The sequence below is a fragment of the Streptosporangium sp. NPDC048886 genome (genome assembly GCF_055586905.1).
Window position 1 is genome coordinate 26133 of the sequence record NZ_JBVJHH010000056.1, and the last position, 18106, is coordinate 44238.

Below are 18106 nucleotides of genomic sequence, written 5' to 3' on the forward strand. Positions count from 1 at the left end.
GCGTTCCCGGTCGGTGCGGGAATGAACGTCCTGGTCAGGGCCGGTCCATCCGGCCCCCGCGCCTACTGCCCCTGCCCGCCCTCGGGCTTGCCGCAGTGGGCCAGCGTGCCGACCGTGTCATCGGGAGCCCTGCCCTGCCGCGCGTCGCGCAGGGCGTCGGCCAGCCGGCCGAGATCCAGCTCCTTGGCGAGCAGGTCACCGGTGACCACCGCGCGGGCGCACGCGCGGAACACCTCACTGAAAACGGAGTAGTAGGAATATTTAGGACGCGACTCGGCCTTCCGCAGGCCCCGGTAGATCTTCTCGGCCAGATCCTGGAGCATCGGGGCGGTGATCTCGGTGTCCTCGCCGGAGGGCATGGAGCCCTTCCCCGCCCCCTTCCCGGGAGCGGCCAGCAGCTGGGCGCAGGTCCGCGGATTCCTGCGGTATTCCTCGTAGACGGATTCGAGCACGGGGGGATACCCGCTGCAGGCGAACAGCTTCAGCTGCGCGTCGTGCCCGGTCAGGAAGTCGATGAGCGTGCGGGCCTTGCCGGGGTTGTCGGAGTGCGCGGAGATCGCCAGGTTGAACCCGCCGAGGACGCCGACCCCGGGAAGGGCCGCCATGCCGAAGCGCAGGCGCCCCTGGTCGTCGTACATCGAGCGGTCGGTGGCCAGGCGGTGGAAGGCGAACGGCCAGTTGCGCATGTAGGCCACGTCGTCGTCGCGGAACGCCTGGAGACTGCTCTCCTCCACGGAGTTCTTCGACCCCCGCACCAGGAATCCGTCACGGAAGGTGTTGAAGGTGTCTTCCTTGGAGAAGTTCTCCGCCCCGCGCGCCAGGGTCCCCGCGCGCAGCATCTCGTGCCAGCGGGACAGCGCCCGGCGCACCCGCGGCCCGGAGTCTCCGTCGTCCAGCACGATCCGTTCGCCGTCGGTGACCCTCCCGCCCTCGGACCGGACCGCCTCCAGCAGGTTGACCGTCCCTCCCTCGTAGTCGCCGAGCTGCACGGCGTATCCGCCCTTCTCCTCGGCGTATCTCCACAGCTGCTCCACCGTGGTGGGCACGGACACGCCGCGGCGGTGGAAGAGCAGGGGCACGTCGGTGACGTAGGGCACCGCGTACTGGACGCCGTCCACCTGACCGGCCTGCAGGACGTTGTCCACGAAGGGTTCGGCGTCCTGTGGATCGAGGGGATAGGGGCGGAGGTAGCCGCTGCGGGCGAACTCGGCCATCCACGCGACGTCCACCGAGAACACGTCGTAGGCGCAGCTCCCCAGCCGGGCCCGGCCCGCCATCTCGGCCCGCTCCTCGTCGGTGCGGTCGGCCACCTCCACCAGCGTGACCTGGGTGGTGTGCGTGCGGTTCCACTCCTCGATGAGGTCGCGGCGGAAGCTCCCGGCGGTGATGTCGGCGCCGGTCGCCACGGTGAGCCGGTCCGGCCCTCCGCAGCCGGTGAAGGAGGAGACGGGCGGCGCGGGGCCCTTCCCGGTGAGGGAGACGAGCACCGACGCCAGGACCACCCCCGTCACCAGCCCGGCGCCGCCCCAGCGGCGCTGGGCCGGGTTCAGCCGGCCCAGCGGGTCGCCCAGCCGCCGGGTCACTCTCATCCCCGCTCCCTCCCCCGCATGCTGGAGATCAGATGCCTCAGCGCCTGCCGCATGTCGGATCCCGCCTCGACGCAGTCGCGGTATTTCCCGCGCCGCGGCGGGGAACGGTCGCAGCCGTTGTCGCCGAGGGCCAGGACGTGGAGGGCGGTGACGTGGGGCGCGCGGGCGAGCGTCCTGCCGATGCTCCCCCCGGGCCGCTCGTTGTCGAAGACGCCCCCGTCGGTCACGACGACGAGGGCCCGCCCGGGTGATCCGGCCCGCCTGTCAAGATCCATGATCATGTCCGACACGGGGGCGTCCGAGCCGCGCCCCGCCGTGCCGATGACGCTCTTGGTGAGCTGGTCGAACTCCTCACGGCTCACCGACGACTGGAGCTCCCTGATCCGGGTCCTGCCGCCGACCCTGGAGAAGGCGCTCAGCGTGAGGTCGTCGCGCGGGGTGATCACCGGCTTGACGTCGGGGAAGGTCTCGCGCAGCCGTACGAGCAGGGAGCGGGGCGGGGCGGCCATCGACCCGGACACGTCGAGGGCGATCTCGGCGTCGAGGCGGGGGAGGAGGTCGAAGAACCGGTTCTGGGCCTGTCTCAGCTGCCCCGGGCCGCGCACCGCCGGTCCGGACGCCGGGCCGCCTGCGGCTCCCTCGCCGAACAGCGGATGGGCGACCAGCCAGTCACGCAGCAGGGTGAGCGCCGCCGCGCGCTCGTCGCTCCGCTCGTTCGGCCAGTCGATCGTGACGAACGGGTAGTCCAGCCTGGAGAGGCCGGGAGAGGAGAACTCGCGGAGCTTGTCCCGGCCGCTCGACGCGCCCTCCGGGCAGCCGGTGCCGTTCAGCCTTCCGCTGTTGTAGTCCGTCAGGCTGTGCAGCGGGACCAGCAGGGCCGTGCGCTGGGCGAGGTCCTCGCCTCCGGGGCCGTGGCCGGCGCTCTTGAACTGGCAGAGCAGGGAGCTGACGCTCTCGGCGACGATCCCCGGCCGCTCCCGGTCCACCACGTCGTCGAAGGAGCGCAGGTCGGCGACCGCGACGAGCCCGGCGGTGGAGAGCTCGGGCTGCGGGTAGCTCACCGACATGCCGAAGCCCGAGCGGATGGCCTCCCACAGGCTCTGGAGGCTGTGGTCGCCGGGCCGCTGGGCGGGGAGCCTCTCCCTGAGTGACTCGGCACGCCCGCTGATCATGCCGATCACCAGGCGGTCGGAGGCGACCGACGGGCCGATGCGGAGCGTGGCGCCGCCCGCCTTCGCGTCGCCGGAGACGAGCCCGGCCTCACCGGTGCTGGTGGCGACCCAGGCGTCGGCCCGCGGGCCGTAGAGGCGGCGGAACGGCTCGTCTCCCTCCTGCCGCACGTCGTCGCGGTACCAGTTGTCGCCGAACGCGTAGGCGAGCTCGCCGATCGACGGCGCGACCCCCACCGAGATCGCGTACGGCGCGCAGCCGTCCACCAGCCTGCCCCGGACGAACAGGGCGGCGCTCTCGCGCAGGGCGAGGACGTTCTCCGGGGCGGTGATGACCCGCAGTTCGAGCGGTCGCGCGCAGTCAGGGGGCCGGATCCTGTCACTCAGCCACGTCCCGCCCTGAACCACCCCCCAGGGGACCAGGACGAGGGCCGCCCCGACAAGAACCCCGACATAACCGGCCGACAGTTTCAGCACGGACCTTTCCAGCCACTGCCGCCCCCGGCCCGGCGGCCGGTCCCGGCGGCCGGGCCGCGGGCTCCTCGCGGCGCGGCGGCGCGGGACGAGCCGTTTCACCGGCGCCGGCAGCCGGCGGAGCGTCCCGGCGGAGTCTCCCAGGGCCAGGAAGGCTGCCCCGGCCAGGCCGGCCACCGCGCAGCCGAGCAGGGTGAGCCCCGTGCCCAGCGCCCGCACCCCCTCCACCAGCACCGTGAACAGGGCCGTGACGCCGCCGCCGATCAGGGAGTGGGTCGCGATCTCCCGGAGTCTCGTGGGAGTGACGCCGGGCGGATCCCTGTCCGGTCCCTGCGGGTCTCCGCCCGGCGGGGAGGAGGCGGACATGGGAACCACCGCCTGTTCGAGGATCTCGACGAGGAATCCAGCAGGGGCGGGGACGAGATGCGGCCGCCCCTCATCCCTCGAATCGCGTTAAATCCTAATAGCCATATTCCCCGAGTGTGGGGGACAGCGGATTTTCATCCGCCCTTTTCGGAGCACCGTAACTCGCCGGAGATAGCCGCGAGTTTTATGCTCACCTATATATGATTATTTGACGGCATAAAAAGCACGGAAGCGGACCGCCGGTGTCCGCCGTGCGGGACGCCCGGCCGGCTTGAACTCGCGGCGGTGAGTGCAGTATCAGATGATCCGGGCAGTCCGTCGGCCGGTGCCCGGCCCTCGCCGGCCGCCGCGACAACGACATCCGAAGGAGATCACATGGACATCATCGACCCCGCCGTAAGCGACTACCTGCTCTCCCACTGCACGCCCGCCGACGACCTGCTGCGCGAGCTGGCCGCCGAGACGCGGGAGGCGTTCCCCGGCTCCGCGGGCATGCAGATCTCCCACGACGAGGGCGAGTTCCTCACCATGCTGGTCCGGTTGGTGGGCGCGCGGCAGGCCGTCGAGGTGGGGGTGTTCACCGGATACTCGTCGATCTGCATCGCCCGGGGCCTGCCCAAGGACGGCCGTCTCCTCGCGTGCGACGTCAGCGAGGAGTGGACCTCGATCGCCCGGCGTTACTGGGAGCGGGCCGGTCTCACCGACCGGATCGACCTGCGGATCGCCCCGGCGATCGAGACCCTGCGGGCGCTGCCGGCCGATCCGGTCATCGACTTCGCCTTCATCGACGCGGACAAGGTCGGCTACCCCCTCTACTACGAGGAGCTGGTCGTACGGCTGCGCCCCGGCGGCCTGATCGTCCTCGACAACGTGCTGCGCGCCGGCCGCGTTCTCGACCCGGCCGTCCAGGACGAGGCCGACGTGGCCATGCGCCGGGTGAACGACCTCATCGTCGCCGACGACCGCGTCGATTCGGTGATGCTGCCCGTGCGCGACGGCGTCACGCTCGCCCGCAAGCGCTGAGCGCTCCCGGCGCGGACGGGAGGCCAGGCCGGTCCGGCGGGTGGCGTCAGGGCGAGCGGGCCTCGGTCCCGGCACCTCGGCCTCGGCCTCCGCCGGCCGCCGGGCCGAGGTAGCGGCGGTCCCCGCCCGGAGCGGCGGTCGGGGACCGGCCGGCGTCAGTGGCGCCGCAGCGCCCGGGGCCGGTTCGGGACGGACCCGTTCCCCTCTCCCGGACGGCGGGCGAAGCTGGCCAGCAGTGCCAGGAACGCGCTCTGGGCGAGCATGCCGGGCGCGAGGGGCGGCGTGGGGCCCACCGTCTTGGTGAGGGCGTACCACCAGCGGGTGACGGCGGGGAGGGTCTCCCAGGCGCCGGCGTATCGCTGGTCGAGGAAGCCCGCCTCGTAGTTGGCGGCCACGTGGACGTAGACGCCGAACAGCGCCACCGGCAGGACCACCGACGCGAGCACCCGGGCCACGGTGACCGCTTCGGCGGACTCCCGGAGGGCGAGGAGCGTCACCGCGACCGCGAGAAGGGCCAGCGCCCCCCAGGGGATCAGCTGCTGCCAGGTGTGCCAGTGCCGTTCGGTGGCCAGCTCGAAGGCCGTGCCGAGGACGCTCAGCGCGGTCAGGCCGATGAGACCGCGGCGCAGCAGCGTGGGGCCGGCGTTCACGGCTTCAGCGCCGAGACGATCTTGTCGACCGTCTCCTGCCCCGGGTTGTATTTGGCGAGGTTCTCGCGGAGCGAGGTGAGGTCGGCGTCATCGGCGGCGTAGGGCCGGTATTCGATGACCTCCTCCGCCCACCTTTCGGGGTTGGAGACGCCGGCGGCTCTGAGCGCGGCGGTGATCTCGTCCTTGCTGGCGGTGTTCGCCGAGACCTTCTCGGTCTGGGTCTGGCCGCCGGTGGCCGGGGCGGGGCTTGTTGCGGGGGTCGTTGCGGTGGCCGGGGCGGACGTCCGGGACGTCTGCTCCGACGGCGATCCGCCGCAGGCGGTGAGCGCGGCGAAGGCGGCCAGAGCCGCCAGAGCCGACTTCGTTGTCGCTGATCTCACTTTGATCCGTCCAGTCTGGAGTCTTACCGGTCACCTCCAGATTGGCCACGACGTCTCAGCCGAAGCTCTGCGGGACATGAAAATCACCTGAAAATGGATCTGCCGTGGCCCGATGAATACGCCGGGACCACCGAGCCCGGCCCGGGCGGTCCGCACGGCCGCTCCCACTCCCCGTGCGACCGTTCCCCCGCCCCCCGTGGGCCGACCACCCGGCCCCCGGCGCGTGGTCGGCCCCGGACGTTCGGGTGTTCAGGCGGGCTTGCCGTCGGTCCAGCCGGCCTCCAGGACGACCTGGGAGTTCCACTTGGTGCCCGGCGCGAAGCCGGCCTGGTGACCGCCCGGCCGGACCACGATGTTCTCGCTGGCCAGCGCCCGACCGGTCGCCTCGTCGAAGATCAGGCGTGTCTGCAGGATCGCGCCGTCCTCCTCGCTGTCCCCCTTCACCTTGGTCCGCTCCTCGATCGCGACCGCGGTGCCGGTGCGGCCCTCCGCGTCGGTGACGTCACCGACGACCTCGATGCTCTCAAGGTCGGCGAGCATCTGGAAGGCCGCGCCGCGCACCTGCGGGGTGACCGGCATGTCCATGATCAACCCGACGGTGACGGCGAACAGCCAGGCGTCCGACGACATCGGGGCGTCCGACTCGGTGTCGTGCCCGCTGTAGGAGCGCAGCAGCCAGGCCTTGAGGTCGCCCGGCTCCGACGGCAGGCCGCGCAGGTCCTTCATGGTGACGTTCCGGCCCAGCCAGAAGACTTTGTCTCCATCGACCAGGGGGGCGTGGCCGTCCTCCACCTTCCCCGGCTCGGTCGGCAGAGCCAGCTTGGCCCCCCGCTTGCCCGGCACCGTGACGGGGATCTCCGCGGGGGAGCCGGCCTGCCTCCAGGCCGCCTCGTCCTGCGGCCCCGCAGGCCGCGCCCCGAGGGACTGCGTCCGGCTCCACTGGTCCCCGCCGGTCGCGGACGGGGTCCAGCCCTCGATCCGCTGCCGGTCCATGACGACGTAGTCCGCGTCCGCGGCCTTGAACAGGGTCCGGCTCACCGACACCGTGTGCCAGTAGGCGCCCGCCTTGTCCGGCTGGCGGGCCGCCCCGTGGGCGGCGGCCAGCAGGACGTCTCGCGCGGAGAGCCGGATCTGCCGCTCCGGGGTCGCCTGGGCGCCGGCCTCCCAGGTGCTCTCCGGCGAGGCGGGGGCGGGCGCGCGCGGAGCCGTCCCGCCGGTCCCGGAGACCATGACGGCCACGGCGGTCACGGCCGCGGCCGCCCCGGCGAGGCTGAAACTCCACAGCGGCCGTACGGCCCTGCGCCTGCTGCGCGCCGGCCGGGCCTGCGCCATGGCGTAGGAGAGCTCGGCGGCCCTGGTGCGCTCGTCGACCGGGGTGTCGCCCAGGTGCGCGGGGCGTGCGGCCCGCAGCTGATCAATGGGGTTCATGACCACTCCTCGCTGAGATTCCTCACCCGGGGCCGGGACCGCGTGGCGGTCTCCATCTCCTGCTTCAGTCGCCTGCGCGCGCGGTGCAGCCGTACGCGGAAGGCGGCCTGGGAGCAGCCGACGACGCCGGCCGCCTCGCGCGGGGACAGCCCCTGCCAGGCGGTCAGGATCAGGACCTCCCGGTCGCCGTCGGGCAGCTCGGTCAGCGCCTTGAGCACGCCGAGCCGCTCGGCGACCTGCTCGGCGACGTCCTCCTCGACCCAGGCCCGAAGCTCGGCGCCGAGCGACTCCCGGCGGATCTCCGCCCGGATGTTGTCGCGCAGCACGTTGCGGGCCACTCCGAGGAGCCATGGCAGAGCCGGCTCCGGTACGTCGTCCAGCCGCCGCCAGGCGATCGCGAACGTCTCGCTCACCACCTCGTCCGCCACCTGCCGCCCCGCGCGACTGACCACGTAGGCCCACACGCGCTGCCGGCATCCGTCGTACATGCTGGTGAACCGGTGTGAATCGTCCGTCACCGCCCCGTCCCCTCCGTCCGGGTGTGTTCTTCTGACATCGGGAAGTGGTCCGGGCCGGCCCATTGTTACAGGCCCTTTTGTCACAGGCCCTCCGGATACCTCCCACGCCCCTCCCCCACCGCCCCCCAGGCGGCGGACACCGGGCCCCCGGGCGGCGGACGCCGTGCCAGACGGTTCGGTCGCGGAGTGAGACACCGGTGTCGTCTCCACCGATCACTTGATGCATAAAAGGCATTAAATAGTGATCACAACTGCTTTTACGGTGCATATCCGTTTCCATCCGGAGCTTCCACAGCCCGGGAGGTCCCACGCGGAAACGGCCTTCCGCGTAAAGCCGTCCGCGAAGGGAACCGGCGGGCGCGCGGCGGCGGCGAACGGCCTTCCGGCCGCCACCGGAGTGCCGGTGACCGCCCCGGCCTCGGCTGACGGGTGGGGCGACCGTCCGCGGGGACCCCACGGCGGCCGCCCCCCTCCCGCCCGGAGAACACCGCCCGTAATTCCGATAACCGGGAAACGCCGCTCAGCAATCAGGTAACGTAAACATCGGTAGGAATGAAAGGGAGCCTCCGGTGACCGTAAAGGACACCGAGGCTCCCCTACCCAAGGCATGCCGGCACGGCCATTCCACGCGGACTCTTCGGAATGCCGGAAATGCCGGTCATCTCATTCATATAAGGACCGCACCGGCATCTCACCGGTGGTCCGCCGGGCGGGCGAGGAGATCGCTGCGGCCCGGTGGGGGTCATCGCACGGCGATCGCCGGAATCCGGCGGGGCCGACATGACTGAGGGCCTGACCGCCGTCCTCGGCGGTCAGGCCCTCAGCCCGCTCCCGGTGGTGGGATCGGCGGTCAGGCCGTCATGGCGACCAGGATCCGGCGGGCGCCGGTGAACGGCTCCCTGCCGTGCGCGCACAGCATGTTGTTGATGATCATCAGGTCGCCCTGGCGCCAGGGGAAGCCGAAGGAGACCTCGTCGTAGGCGGCCTTGACGGCGTCGAGGTCGGCCGGGTCGATCGGGCTGCCGTCGGCCAGGTAGGCGTTGCGCGGCAGGTCGGCCTCGTCATAGAGCGACAACAGGGCCTCACGGACCTCCTCGTCCAGGCTGGTCACGTGGAACAGGTTCGCCTGGTTGAACCAGACCCGCTCCCCGGTGCCCGGCTCGATCTGGTGGGAGGGCCGGTGGTGCCTGGTGCGCAGGCCGTCCTCGACCCACTCGAACGTCTGCCCGTGCCGCGCGCAATACTCCTCGACCGCCGCCGGGTCGTCGGTCTGGAACGACTCCTGCCAGGACAGGCCGAGCCCCTCCCGGAACGCCCTGGCGTACACGACGCCGTCGGCGAACCTGTCCCGCACCTCTTCGGGGATCATCCGGAACACCGCGCGGCTGTCGGCGATCGGGGTGGCCCCGCCGGTGGCCGCGGCGGTGTCGCAGTAGAAGAACAGGTGCCCCGGCCAGGTGTCGGAGTAGGAGTTCTCGTTGTGCATCGGCAGCGGCTGGTCGGCCGGATACTCGGTGGAGGTGTAGATCGACTCGGTGACGGACGTGCGCGGGGTGGAGCGTTCGGTGTAGCGCAGCGGCTCGCCGCCCACAGCCCTGACGATCTGGTCGAACAGCCCGAGGTCGGCCGGCAGGTCGCGCAGCAGCACCGCGCCGTGCTCGGCCAGGCCGGCCCGGAGCCGGTCACGGTGGGCCGTCACCCAGTCGAGGTGGTCGGTCATGTCCGACCCGAGGGCGTAGACCACCATGGTGGTGTGGTCGTTGCCGTCCAGCCGTCCGGTGACCGGGCCGAGCTGGGCCAGGTCGGTGGGAATGACACCCGTCATGATGCGGTGGTTCCTTTCAGGCGACGTTGCCGTTCCTGCATGCCGATGAGGTCGTCGGGGAGCGAGTCGGGCACCTCGGTGTCGAAGCGCCGCAGCAGCCGGATGGTGGACGCGCAGACGGTGACCGCGGCCATCATCAGGGCGAAGACGACGTAGGTGAGGCCCACGCCGCGCCCGTCCCCGGTGCCGATGATCGCGCCGACCGAGCCGGCGAGGGCGCCGTCCGGCAGCAGCAGGGGGTTGAACAGGGAGGTGGCCACGGGTGCCAGCACGGCGAAGCCGAGCGGCAGGGTGGACCACGAGATGGCCTGGTTGAGCGCGAGCACCCGGCCGTGGAAGCGCTGCGGCACCTTGACCTGGACCAGCGTCACGTAGATGCCCTGGGAGACCGTCATCGCCATCGCCATGAGGAAGACGCCCGACACGACCACCACCAGGGACGGCCGCAGGCCCATCACCAGGCAGCCGACGGCCATCCCCAGGTTGCCCAGGAACACGCCGACCATCCGGCGCTTGCGGGGACCGCCCCACAGCGCCATCACCACGCCGCCGGCCACCGCGCCCAGCGCCTCGGCCACCGCCACCTGGGCGACCTGGTCGACCGTGCCGAAGGAGAGCGTCAACGGGACGGTCAGCACCAGGGCCGGCCCCAGGAAGACGTTGGCGACGGCGAAGTAGATCACCATGGCCCGGAACCCGCGGAGGTTCCAGGAGAAGCGCAGTCCTTCGGCGATCGCGGTGACGAGCGGCTCCTTGCGGCGGAAGCCGAGCGTGTCGGGGAAGCGGACGACCAGCAGCACCGCGAGGGCGAACAGGTAGCTCACCATGTCGAGGGCGATGATGCCGGGCAGGCCGATCGCGACGTACAGCCCGGCGCCCAGCAGGGGGGCGAACAGCATCGCGAACCCGTTGGTGAGCTGGGTCAGGCCCACCGCGTGCCCCAGATAGCGTTTGGGCACCAGCTGTGGGACCGCGGTCTGGAAGGCCAGCCGCTGGTAGGTGCCGGCCATCGAGTTGAGCGGCAGCAGCAGGTAGATGACCCACAGCTCCAGCCGGTCGGACCACAGCAGCAGCGCGATGGTGAGCTGGACCGCGCCGGCGATGCCACTGGCGGCGATCATGACGCGCCGCCGGTCGAACCGGTCGATGAGCGGTCCGGCGATGGGCAGCATCGCCACCCCGCACAGCAGCGTCAGCGCCCACAGCAGGCCGAGGTCGGCCACCGATCCCGTCCGGTCGAACAGCCACACCGGTATGGCGAAGCCGGTCAGCGCCGACCCGGTCGCCGACACCAGCTGGCCGATCGCGACGCTGAGGAACCTGCGGCTGCTCGGCTGGACGGCGGGCGGGCCCGCGTCCTGGCCGGGCTCGGCCGGGTAGTGCGTGTCGTGCAGCGCCCACCCGGCGTCCGCGCCCCGCGCGTCGACGCCGTACTCGGCGGTCTCGCGCCGGGCCATCGCCGGGTGGATGGCCGTGACGATCTCGGCCAGCTCCTCGGCCCGGTGCTTGAGGAAGAAGTGCCCGGCCTGGTCGAGCACCACCAGCCCGGTGGTCTCGGTGAGGAACTCCCACTCCCGGTACCGCTCGCTGTGGTAGTCGGTGACGGGGTCCTCGGAGCCGACCACCGAGATGATCGGGGCGGGCATCGGCTCCGGGTGCCGGTCGAGCAGCTCGGTGAAATACTCCTCGGCCGCCCGGGAGTCGGACCGCATGTTGCCGATGATCCGGTCTGCCTGCTCCGGGTCGAGCTCGTCGGTGTCGACGCCCATCCCCTTCAGCCAGTTGGCGTACTCGCGGTTGCTGCGCAGCTTCTCCAGCCGGGTCCGCAGCGCGCCGACGACGCCCTTGATCCTGGCGAAGGGGAACATCGCGCCGATGTAGACCGCGTCCACGTCCCGGCCGGCCTCGGTCAGCTTCCGGGCCACGCCGACCGCGATGGCGCTGCCGACGCCGCAGTGCCCGTAGAGGACCAGCGGGCCGTCGACCCGTTCCCGGACCTCCGCCACGATCCGGTCCACCAGCTCGTGGAAGGGGAGCCCCTCCTCCGTCAGGCCCACGTCGTGGCCGGGGATGGCCACCGAGTACAGCGCGTGCCCGGCGGGCAGGGCGTCGGCCAGCGGCTGGTAGACGATCGCGCTGCCGCCGCCGTACGGCACGCAGACGTAGGACAGGGTGCGCTTGCCGGTCTTCGGGGTCAGCTCGTACAGCAGCGGCTGCGGCCCGGTCGCCGCGTCGGCGCCGGCGTCGATGAAGACGGCCAGCTCGCGGATGGTGCGGTTCTGGAACAGGTCCATCACGCCGACCGGACGTCCCGACCCGTCCGACGCCTTGCGGATGCGGGCCACCACCTGTGTGGCGAGCAGGGAGTGACCGCCGGAGTCGAAGAAGTCGTCGTGGACGCCGAGCTGCTCCACGCCGAGGACCTCGGTCCAGATCTCGGCCAGCATCCGCTCCGTGGCGGTCTCCGGCTCGACCAGCTCGGCGGTGGCGTCCCGCGTCGCCTGCGGGGCGGGCAGCGCCTTGCGGTCCAGCTTGCCGTTGGGCGACAGCGGCAGCGTCTCCAGGGTGACGAACGCCGTCGGCACCATGTAGTCGGGCAGGCCCTGCTTGAGCGCGGCCCGCAGCTCGGCGACGTCGACGTCGGACCCGCCGGGGGTCGTCAGGTAGGCGACCAGCCGCTTGTCTCCCGGGCTGTCCTCGCGGACCACCACCACGGCGTCGGCGACGTCCTCGCGCTCCCGCAGCGCCGTCTCGATCTCGCCGAGCTCGATGCGCAGGCCGCGCAGCTTCACCTGGTGGTCGATGCGGCCGAGGAACTCCAGGTTCCCGTCGCGGCGCCAGCGCGCCAGGTCGCCGGTGCGGTAGAGCCTGGCGCCCAGGTCGGTGCCGAACGGGTCGGGGACGAACCGCTCGGCGGTCAGCGCCGGGCGGCGGTGGTAGCCCCTGGCCACCCCGACGCCGCCGATGTGCAGCTCGCCCGGCACGCCGACCGGGGCGGGGTTGCCGTGCCCGTCGAGGACGTAGAGCCGCATGTTCGCGATCGGGGCGCCGATCGGCAGGGTGACCGCCTCGGCGACGGCCTCGGGGCGGCAGTGCCAGGAGGTGACGTCGATGGCGGCCTCGGTGGGGCCGTACAGGTTGTGCAGCTCGCAGTCCGGGAGCACCGTCGTGAACGTGGCCGCCGTGGCCACGGGCAGCTCCTCACCGCTGCAGATCACCCGGCGCAGGGCCGTGCAGTCCGCCGCGGCCCGCTCGTCGTCGGCGAGGAACACCGCCAGCATCGAGGGGACGAAGTGGGCGGTGGTCACGCTCTCGCTGATCAGCAGGTCGCGCAGGTAGGCCGCGTCCTTGTGCCCGCCGGGCTTGGCCAGCACCAGCCGGGCCCCGGTGAGCAGCGGCCAGAAGAACTCCCACACCGACACGTCGAAGCCGGCCGGGGTCTTCTGCAGCACGACGTCGTCGCCGCCCAGCCGGTAGGTCCGCTGCATCCACTGCAGCCGGTTGACGATGCCGCGGTGGGTGTTGGGCACGCCCTTGGGCTTGCCGGTGGATCCCGAGGTGTAGATGACGTAGGCGGCGTTGCCGGAGGTGACCGGCGGCCGCGGGTCGTCGTCGGGCCGGCCGGCCCACTCCGCGGGGTCGTCCAGGTCCAGGATGGTCGCGTCGGTGGCCGGGGCGCTCTCCCGCAGGTGTCCCTGGATCAGCACCACGGGGGCGGCGGCGTCGTCGATCATGAACGCCAGCCGGTCCGCCGGATACTCCGGGTCGAGCGGCAGGTAGGCCGCTCCCGCCTTGAGCACGCCCAGCAGCGCCACCACCAGCTCGGCCGAGCGTTCGGCGTAGACGCCGACCAGTGTCTCCGGCCCCACTCCGAGGTCGCGCAGCCGGTGCGCCACCCGGTTGGCCCGCCCGTTCAGCTCGGCGTAGGTCAGGTGACGGCCCTCGAAAGTCACCGCGACCGCGTCGGGAGTACGGGCGACCTGGTCCTCGATCAGGCCGTGCAGCGTCGCCGCCTCGTCGAGCGCGGCACCGGTGTCGTTCCACACGTCCACCAGGAGCGTCTGCTCCTCGGCGTCCAGGATCGGCAGCTCGGAGACGGGGGTGGCGGGGGCGGCGACGACCGACCGCAGGAGGGTGACGAAGCGGGTCGCCATCCTCGCCACGGTCGCCTCGTCGAACAGCGCCGTGTTGTAGACGAACTTGACGATCAGCCCGTCCGGCACCTCGATGACGTGCAGCTCGATGTCGAAGCGGGTGGCCCGCAGGTCCATCGGCAGCCACGCGATGCGCAGGTCCGAGCTGCCCGCCTCCGAGATCCTGCCCATCTGGTAGTTCTGCAGGGCGAACATCGCCTGGAACACCGGTGAGCGGCTGACGTCGCGGGGCACGCCGAGCGCGTTGACGAGCTGCTCGAAGGGCACCTCGGCGTGGTCGAAGGCGTCGAGCACGCTGACGCGGGTGCGTTCGAGCAGCTCGTCGAAGGTGGGGTCGTCGCCGAGCCGCGCGCGCATCGGCAGCATGTTGACGAACATGCCGACCACGTTCTCCAGCTCCGCCAGCGACCGGCCGGCCGAGGAGGAGCCGACCGCGAAGTCGTCCTGGCCGGAGTGCCGCGCCAGCAGCACCTGGTAGGCGGCCAGCAGCGTCATGAACAGGGTGGCGCCGCGCTCCCTGGAGAGCCGGTTGACCGCGCCGGTGAGCTCGGCGTCGACGTCGACGATGTGCCAGTCGCCGTCAAAGACCTGGGTGGCGGGCCGCGGCCGGTCGGCGGGCAGCTCCAGGGCCGGCACGCCGGCGAGCCGGTCGCTCCAGAACTGGAGCTGGCGGTCCAGCTCGGGGCCGGTCTGGGTCTGCCGCTGCCAGTGCGCGAAGTCGCCGTAGGCGATCGGCAGGGCCGGGAGCGTGACCGGCGTGTCGGCGCGCTGGGCGTGGTAGGCCGCGGCGAGGTCGCGCAGCAGCAGGTCCACCGACCACCCGTCGCCGACGATGTGGTGGGTGGTGACCAGCAGCCGGTGGTCGTCGTCGGCCAGCCTGATCAGCAGGGCGCGGAGCAGGGGCCCGTCGGCCAGGTCGAACGGCTCGGTGGCCGCCTCGTCGATCAGCACCTGGGCCGCGGCCTCGTCGTCCGCCGTCACATACCGCAGCGGCACCGCGACGGAGGGCTCGACGTGGACGGTGGGCCGGCCGTCGGAGTCGGCGGGGAAGCGCATCCGCAGCGCCTCGTGCCGGACCGGGAGCGTCTGCAGGGCCCGCTCCAGCACCTCGCGGTCGAGCTCGCCGGTGAGGCGCATCGGGACCGGGATGTTGTACTGGCTCGTGCCCGGCGCGAACTGCTCCATGAACCAGACCCGCTCCTGCTGATAGGACAGGGGCGGGGCGGTGCCCTCGGGGCGCGGCGCCACGGTGGTGGCGGCGCGCCGGCGCAGCCGCTGCTCCAGCAGCGCCCGGCGGGCCGCGGCGGAGGAGGCCGCCGCGGGTGCCGGTAATGGGGGCTGTGGGGGGGTTTCTGGGGTGGTCGTCATACCCGGCCGTCACCTTCCGCTGTGAGTAGCCGCTCGACATCCTCATCGCTGAGCTGGTCGAGGTCTTCGGTGAGCCGCCGTTCGATCTCGGCCGCGAGGTCGGCGACGGTGGCGTAGGAGAACAGTCCGCGGACCGGGATGTCGACCTCGATCTGACCGCGGATCCTGGCGATGGCCCGGATCGCCAGCAGGGAGTTGCCGCCGAGCTCGAAGAAGTCGTCCTCGGCGCCGATCTTCTCCACCCCCAGCAGCTCGGCGAAGACCTCCGCCACCAGCTCCTCCGCGGCGGTGCGGGGCGCGACGTACCGGCGGTCCGGTGCCGTCACCGGGGCGGGGAGCGCGGCGTGGTCGAGCTTGCCGTTGGCCGTCAGGGGCAGGGCGTCGAGGCTGACGTAGCCGGAGGGGACCATGTGGGCCGGCAGGGTGGCGGCGAGCGCGTCGCCGACCGCCGTGAGGTCCGCCTCGCCGACCAGATAGGCGACGAGCCGCCGGCCGTCGACGGTGTCCTCGCGGACGCTGACGGCGGCGTCGCGGACGCCGGGCTGCGCGCGCAGCGCCGTCTCGATCTCGCCGGGTTCGATGCGGTAGCCGTGGAGCTTGATCTGGTCGTCGGCCCGGCCGACGAACTCCAGGCTCCCGTCGGCCCGCCGGCGCGCCAGGTCGCCGGTGCGGTACATCCGCCGGCCGGGCGGCCCGTAGGGGCACGGCACGTAGGCGGCGGCGGTGGCGCCGGGCCGGTTCAGGTAGCCCCGGGTGACCTGGGGGCCGGCGACGTAGAGCTCGCCGACGACACCGGTGGGGGCCGGCCGCAGCCCGGCGTCCAGCACGTAGGCGGCGTTGCCGGGGGCCGGACGGCCGATCCCGACCGAGCCCGCCTGGTCGACGGGGATCGCCTCACCCGGTGCCACATGGGCCGCGACGCAGCCGACGGTGGCCTCGGTGGGACCGTACTCGTTGACGACGGTGACGCCGGGGTGCCGCTCCCGCCAGGCGGTGACGGCGTCGGCGGGCAGCGCCTCACCGCCCAGCACCAGGTCGGCGCTGGGGGCCGCCTGGTCGGGCAGCGCCGCCAGCAGCGCCAGGTGGCTGGGGGTGGCCTTGAGGAAGGTCGGCCGCTCACCGGCCGCGAGGCCGTCGTCGAGGGCGGCCAGACGCACCGCTCCCCCGACGGTCAGCGGCCCGAACAGGGCGGTCACCGTCAGGTCGAAGGAGATCGGCGAGTGCAGCAGCGCCTGCCCGGCCAGGCCGGGGTAGGCGGCGCCGGCCCACGCCAGGTAGGCGGCCACCGAGCCGTGCTCGACCACGACCCCCTTGGGGGTTCCGGTCGAGCCCGAGGTGTAGATGACGTAGGCGATGTTCTCCGGCCCGGCCGCCTGCTCCGCGTTCTCCGGCCCGGCCGCCTGCTCCGCGGAGCCGGTCGTGGGCTGCCCGGCCCACTCGCCGGGGTCGTCGACGGCGAGCACGGTCGCGCCGCCGGCCGGCAGGGCGCCGGCCAGGTGCCGCTGGGTGAGCACCACCGTGGCGGCGGAGTCGGCGAGCATGTACGCCACCCGGTCGGCCGGGTAGCCGGGGTCCACCGGCACGTAACCCGCTCCGGCCTTCCACACCCCCAGCAGGGCGGGCAGCAGTTCCAGGCACGGCCCGGCGTACACCGCGACCAGCGACTCGGGGCCGACGCCCGACCGGCGCAGCCGCTCCGCCACCCGGTCGGCGGCTCCGTCCAGCTCCGCGTAGGTCAGCCGCCGGTCACCGACGATCACGGCGGTCGCGTCCGGGATCCGCGCGGCCTGTGCCCGCACCATCCGGGGCACCGTGGCGTGCTCGCGCGCCGGCTCCTGCGGGCCCGGCTCCAGCAGCGCCGCGCGCTCGGCCTCGTCCAGCAGCGGCAGGTCGCCGACCCGGATCTCCGGGTCGGCCGTGCCGGCGGCCAGGACGCGCAGGTAGCGCTCGACGAACGTCTCCGCGGTGCCCCGGTCGAACAGGTCGGTGCGGTACAGCAGCCGGCTGGTGCCGGTGGTCAGGTCGAAGGCCAGGTCGTCCTTGGAGGTGGTGTAGGGGATCGGCTCGATGCCGGAGTCGGGGATGTAGTTGAAGCCGATCTGGTAGAGCGGCTGCACCCCCGGGTCCCGCTGCGGCGCGATCGCCTCCACCACCGCCTGGAACGGGATCTGGCCGTTCTCCATGGCGTCGAGCAGGGTCACGCGGACCCGGCCGAGCAGCTCGGCGAAGGTCGGCTCGCCCGAGGTGTCGGCCCGCACCACCATCTGGTTGATGAACATGCCGATCAGCCCGGCGACCTCCGGCAGCTCCCGCCCGCTCATGGTCACGCCGACCACGGTGTCGTCGTCGCGTGACAGCCGGGACAGCAGCGCGACGTACGCGGTGAGGAACACCATGAACGGCGTCGCGGCCGAGCGGCGTCCCACCGCGGTGACCTGCTCCTGCAGCTCCTGCGGGATCGTGAAGCGGACCTCGTCGCCGGCGTAGCCGAGCCGGGCGGGCCGCGGCCGGTCGGTGGGGAGGGTGTGCACGGCGGGCAGCCCCGCCAGCCGCGAGCGCCAGTAGTCCGTCTGCTCGGTCAGCGCCTGGCCGGTGAGCTGGCCGCGCTGCCAGGCCGCGTAGTCGGCGTACTGGATGGGCAGCTCGGGCAGGTCGGCCGGCCGGCCGGCCGCCGCGGCGGCGCACAGCTCGGCCATCTCCCCGGTGAGGATGACGGCCGAGGTGGCGTCGAAGACGGCGTGGTGGACCACGAAGGTGATCACCCAGCGCGCGTCCTCGGTCCGGACCGCGGTGGCCCGCCACAGCGGGGCGCGGTCGGTGGGGACCGCCGCCCTGGCCGCGGCCAGGGCGTGCTCGAGGGCTCGGGCCCGGCGCTCCTCGGCCGGGAGCGCCCGCAGGTCGTGCACCTGCACGTCGAGGTCGGCCTCGGCGTGCACCACCTGGCGGAGGGCGCCGTCGACGATCCTGAAGGACGTGCGGAGCACCTCGTGCCGGTCGGTGACGGCCCTCAGCGCCGCGACGACCTCATCGGCCTCCAGCGGGTGCGAGATCTCGAATGAGCACGGCAGGTTGAACACCGGCGAGCCGGGGTCCATCTGGTCGGCCAGCCAGATCCGCTCCTGGCCGAACGAGGCGAGAGCCTCCCATTCCCTGGCGGTCACC

10 protein-coding genes are annotated in these 18106 nt (G+C 72.6%); 1 reads left to right on the plus strand and 9 read right to left on the minus strand.

The window, feature by feature from the left end:
• Window positions 1–62: 62 nt before the first annotated feature.
• A complete protein-coding gene (locus ACZ6R6_RS43425; protein ID WP_470102781.1) occupies window positions 63–1589 on the minus strand; it encodes an extracellular solute-binding protein in 1527 nt (508 codons plus the stop codon).
• Window positions 1586–3598: a vWA domain-containing protein gene (locus ACZ6R6_RS43430; RefSeq protein ID WP_470102782.1), complete on the minus strand. Its 2013-nt coding sequence runs from the start codon at window positions 3596–3598 to the stop codon at window positions 1586–1588. Before ACZ6R6_RS43430 ends, ACZ6R6_RS43425 begins: the two co-directional genes overlap by 4 nt.
• Before the next feature lie 375 nt (window positions 3599–3973).
• Here ACZ6R6_RS43430 and ACZ6R6_RS43435 point away from each other — a divergent pair, with 375 nt between their 5' ends.
• Entirely contained in the window at window positions 3974–4621 is a 648-nt protein-coding gene (locus ACZ6R6_RS43435; protein WP_470102783.1) for an O-methyltransferase, read from the plus strand.
• 155 nt (window positions 4622–4776) lie between these two features.
• Here ACZ6R6_RS43435 and ACZ6R6_RS43440 read toward each other — a convergent pair whose 3' ends face one another.
• The 7 genes from ACZ6R6_RS43440 to ACZ6R6_RS43470 all read right to left on the minus strand — a co-directional run bounded on the left by ACZ6R6_RS43440 (window position 4777) and on the right by ACZ6R6_RS43470 (window position 18105).
• Window positions 4777–5271: a hypothetical protein gene (locus ACZ6R6_RS43440; protein ID WP_470102784.1), complete on the minus strand. Its 495-nt coding sequence runs from the start codon at window positions 5269–5271 to the stop codon at window positions 4777–4779.
• Window positions 5268–5651 carry a hypothetical protein gene (locus ACZ6R6_RS43445; RefSeq protein ID WP_470102785.1) on the minus strand — a complete coding sequence of 128 codons (384 nt, stop codon included), beginning with the start codon at window positions 5649–5651 and terminating at the stop codon, window positions 5268–5270. Before ACZ6R6_RS43445 ends, ACZ6R6_RS43440 begins: the two co-directional genes overlap by 4 nt.
• Window positions 5652–5900: 249 nt before the next feature.
• Window positions 5901–7079: a CU044_5270 family protein gene (locus tag ACZ6R6_RS43450; RefSeq protein ID WP_470102786.1), complete on the minus strand. Its 1179-nt coding sequence runs from the start codon at window positions 7077–7079 to the stop codon at window positions 5901–5903.
• Window positions 7076–7597, minus strand: coding sequence for an RNA polymerase sigma factor (locus tag ACZ6R6_RS43455; RefSeq protein ID WP_470102787.1), 522 nt, complete (start codon window positions 7595–7597; stop codon window positions 7076–7078). The genes ACZ6R6_RS43450 and ACZ6R6_RS43455 overlap by 4 nt, the downstream gene beginning before the upstream one ends.
• 850 nt (window positions 7598–8447) lie before the next feature.
• On the minus strand, window positions 8448–9422 hold the full coding sequence (locus ACZ6R6_RS43460; protein WP_470102788.1) for a TauD/TfdA family dioxygenase: 975 nt from the start codon (window positions 9420–9422) through the stop codon (window positions 8448–8450).
• Window positions 9419–14944 (minus strand): amino acid adenylation domain-containing protein, encoded by a 5526-nt coding sequence (locus tag ACZ6R6_RS43465; RefSeq protein ID WP_470102789.1) that lies wholly within the window; start codon window positions 14942–14944, stop codon window positions 9419–9421. The genes ACZ6R6_RS43460 and ACZ6R6_RS43465 overlap by 4 nt, the downstream gene beginning before the upstream one ends.
• Window positions 14941–18105: a non-ribosomal peptide synthetase gene (locus ACZ6R6_RS43470; RefSeq protein ID WP_470102790.1), complete on the minus strand. Its 3165-nt coding sequence runs from the start codon at window positions 18103–18105 to the stop codon at window positions 14941–14943. Before ACZ6R6_RS43470 ends, ACZ6R6_RS43465 begins: the two co-directional genes overlap by 4 nt.
• Window position 18106 lies beyond the last annotated feature (1 nt).

Bases quoted from the DNA above. Each gene is read 5' to 3' on its own strand.
- ACZ6R6_RS43425 (WP_470102781.1), bottom strand. From the start codon at position 1,589: ATGAGAGTGACCCGGCGGCTGGGCGACCCGCTGGGCCGGCTGAACCCG.
- ACZ6R6_RS43430 (WP_470102782.1), bottom strand. From the start codon at position 3,598: ATGTCCGCCTCCTCCCCGCCGGGCGGAGACCCGCAGGGACCGGACAGG.
- ACZ6R6_RS43435 (WP_470102783.1), top strand. From the start codon at position 3,974: ATGGACATCATCGACCCCGCCGTAAGCGACTACCTGCTCTCCCACTGC.
- ACZ6R6_RS43450 (WP_470102786.1), bottom strand. From the start codon at position 7,079: ATGAACCCCATTGATCAGCTGCGGGCCGCACGCCCCGCGCACCTGGGC.
- ACZ6R6_RS43460 (WP_470102788.1), bottom strand. From the start codon at position 9,422: ATGACGGGTGTCATTCCCACCGACCTGGCCCAGCTCGGCCCGGTCACC.
- ACZ6R6_RS43465 (WP_470102789.1), bottom strand. From the start codon at position 14,944: ATGACGACCACCCCAGAAACCCCCCCACAGCCCCCATTACCGGCACCC.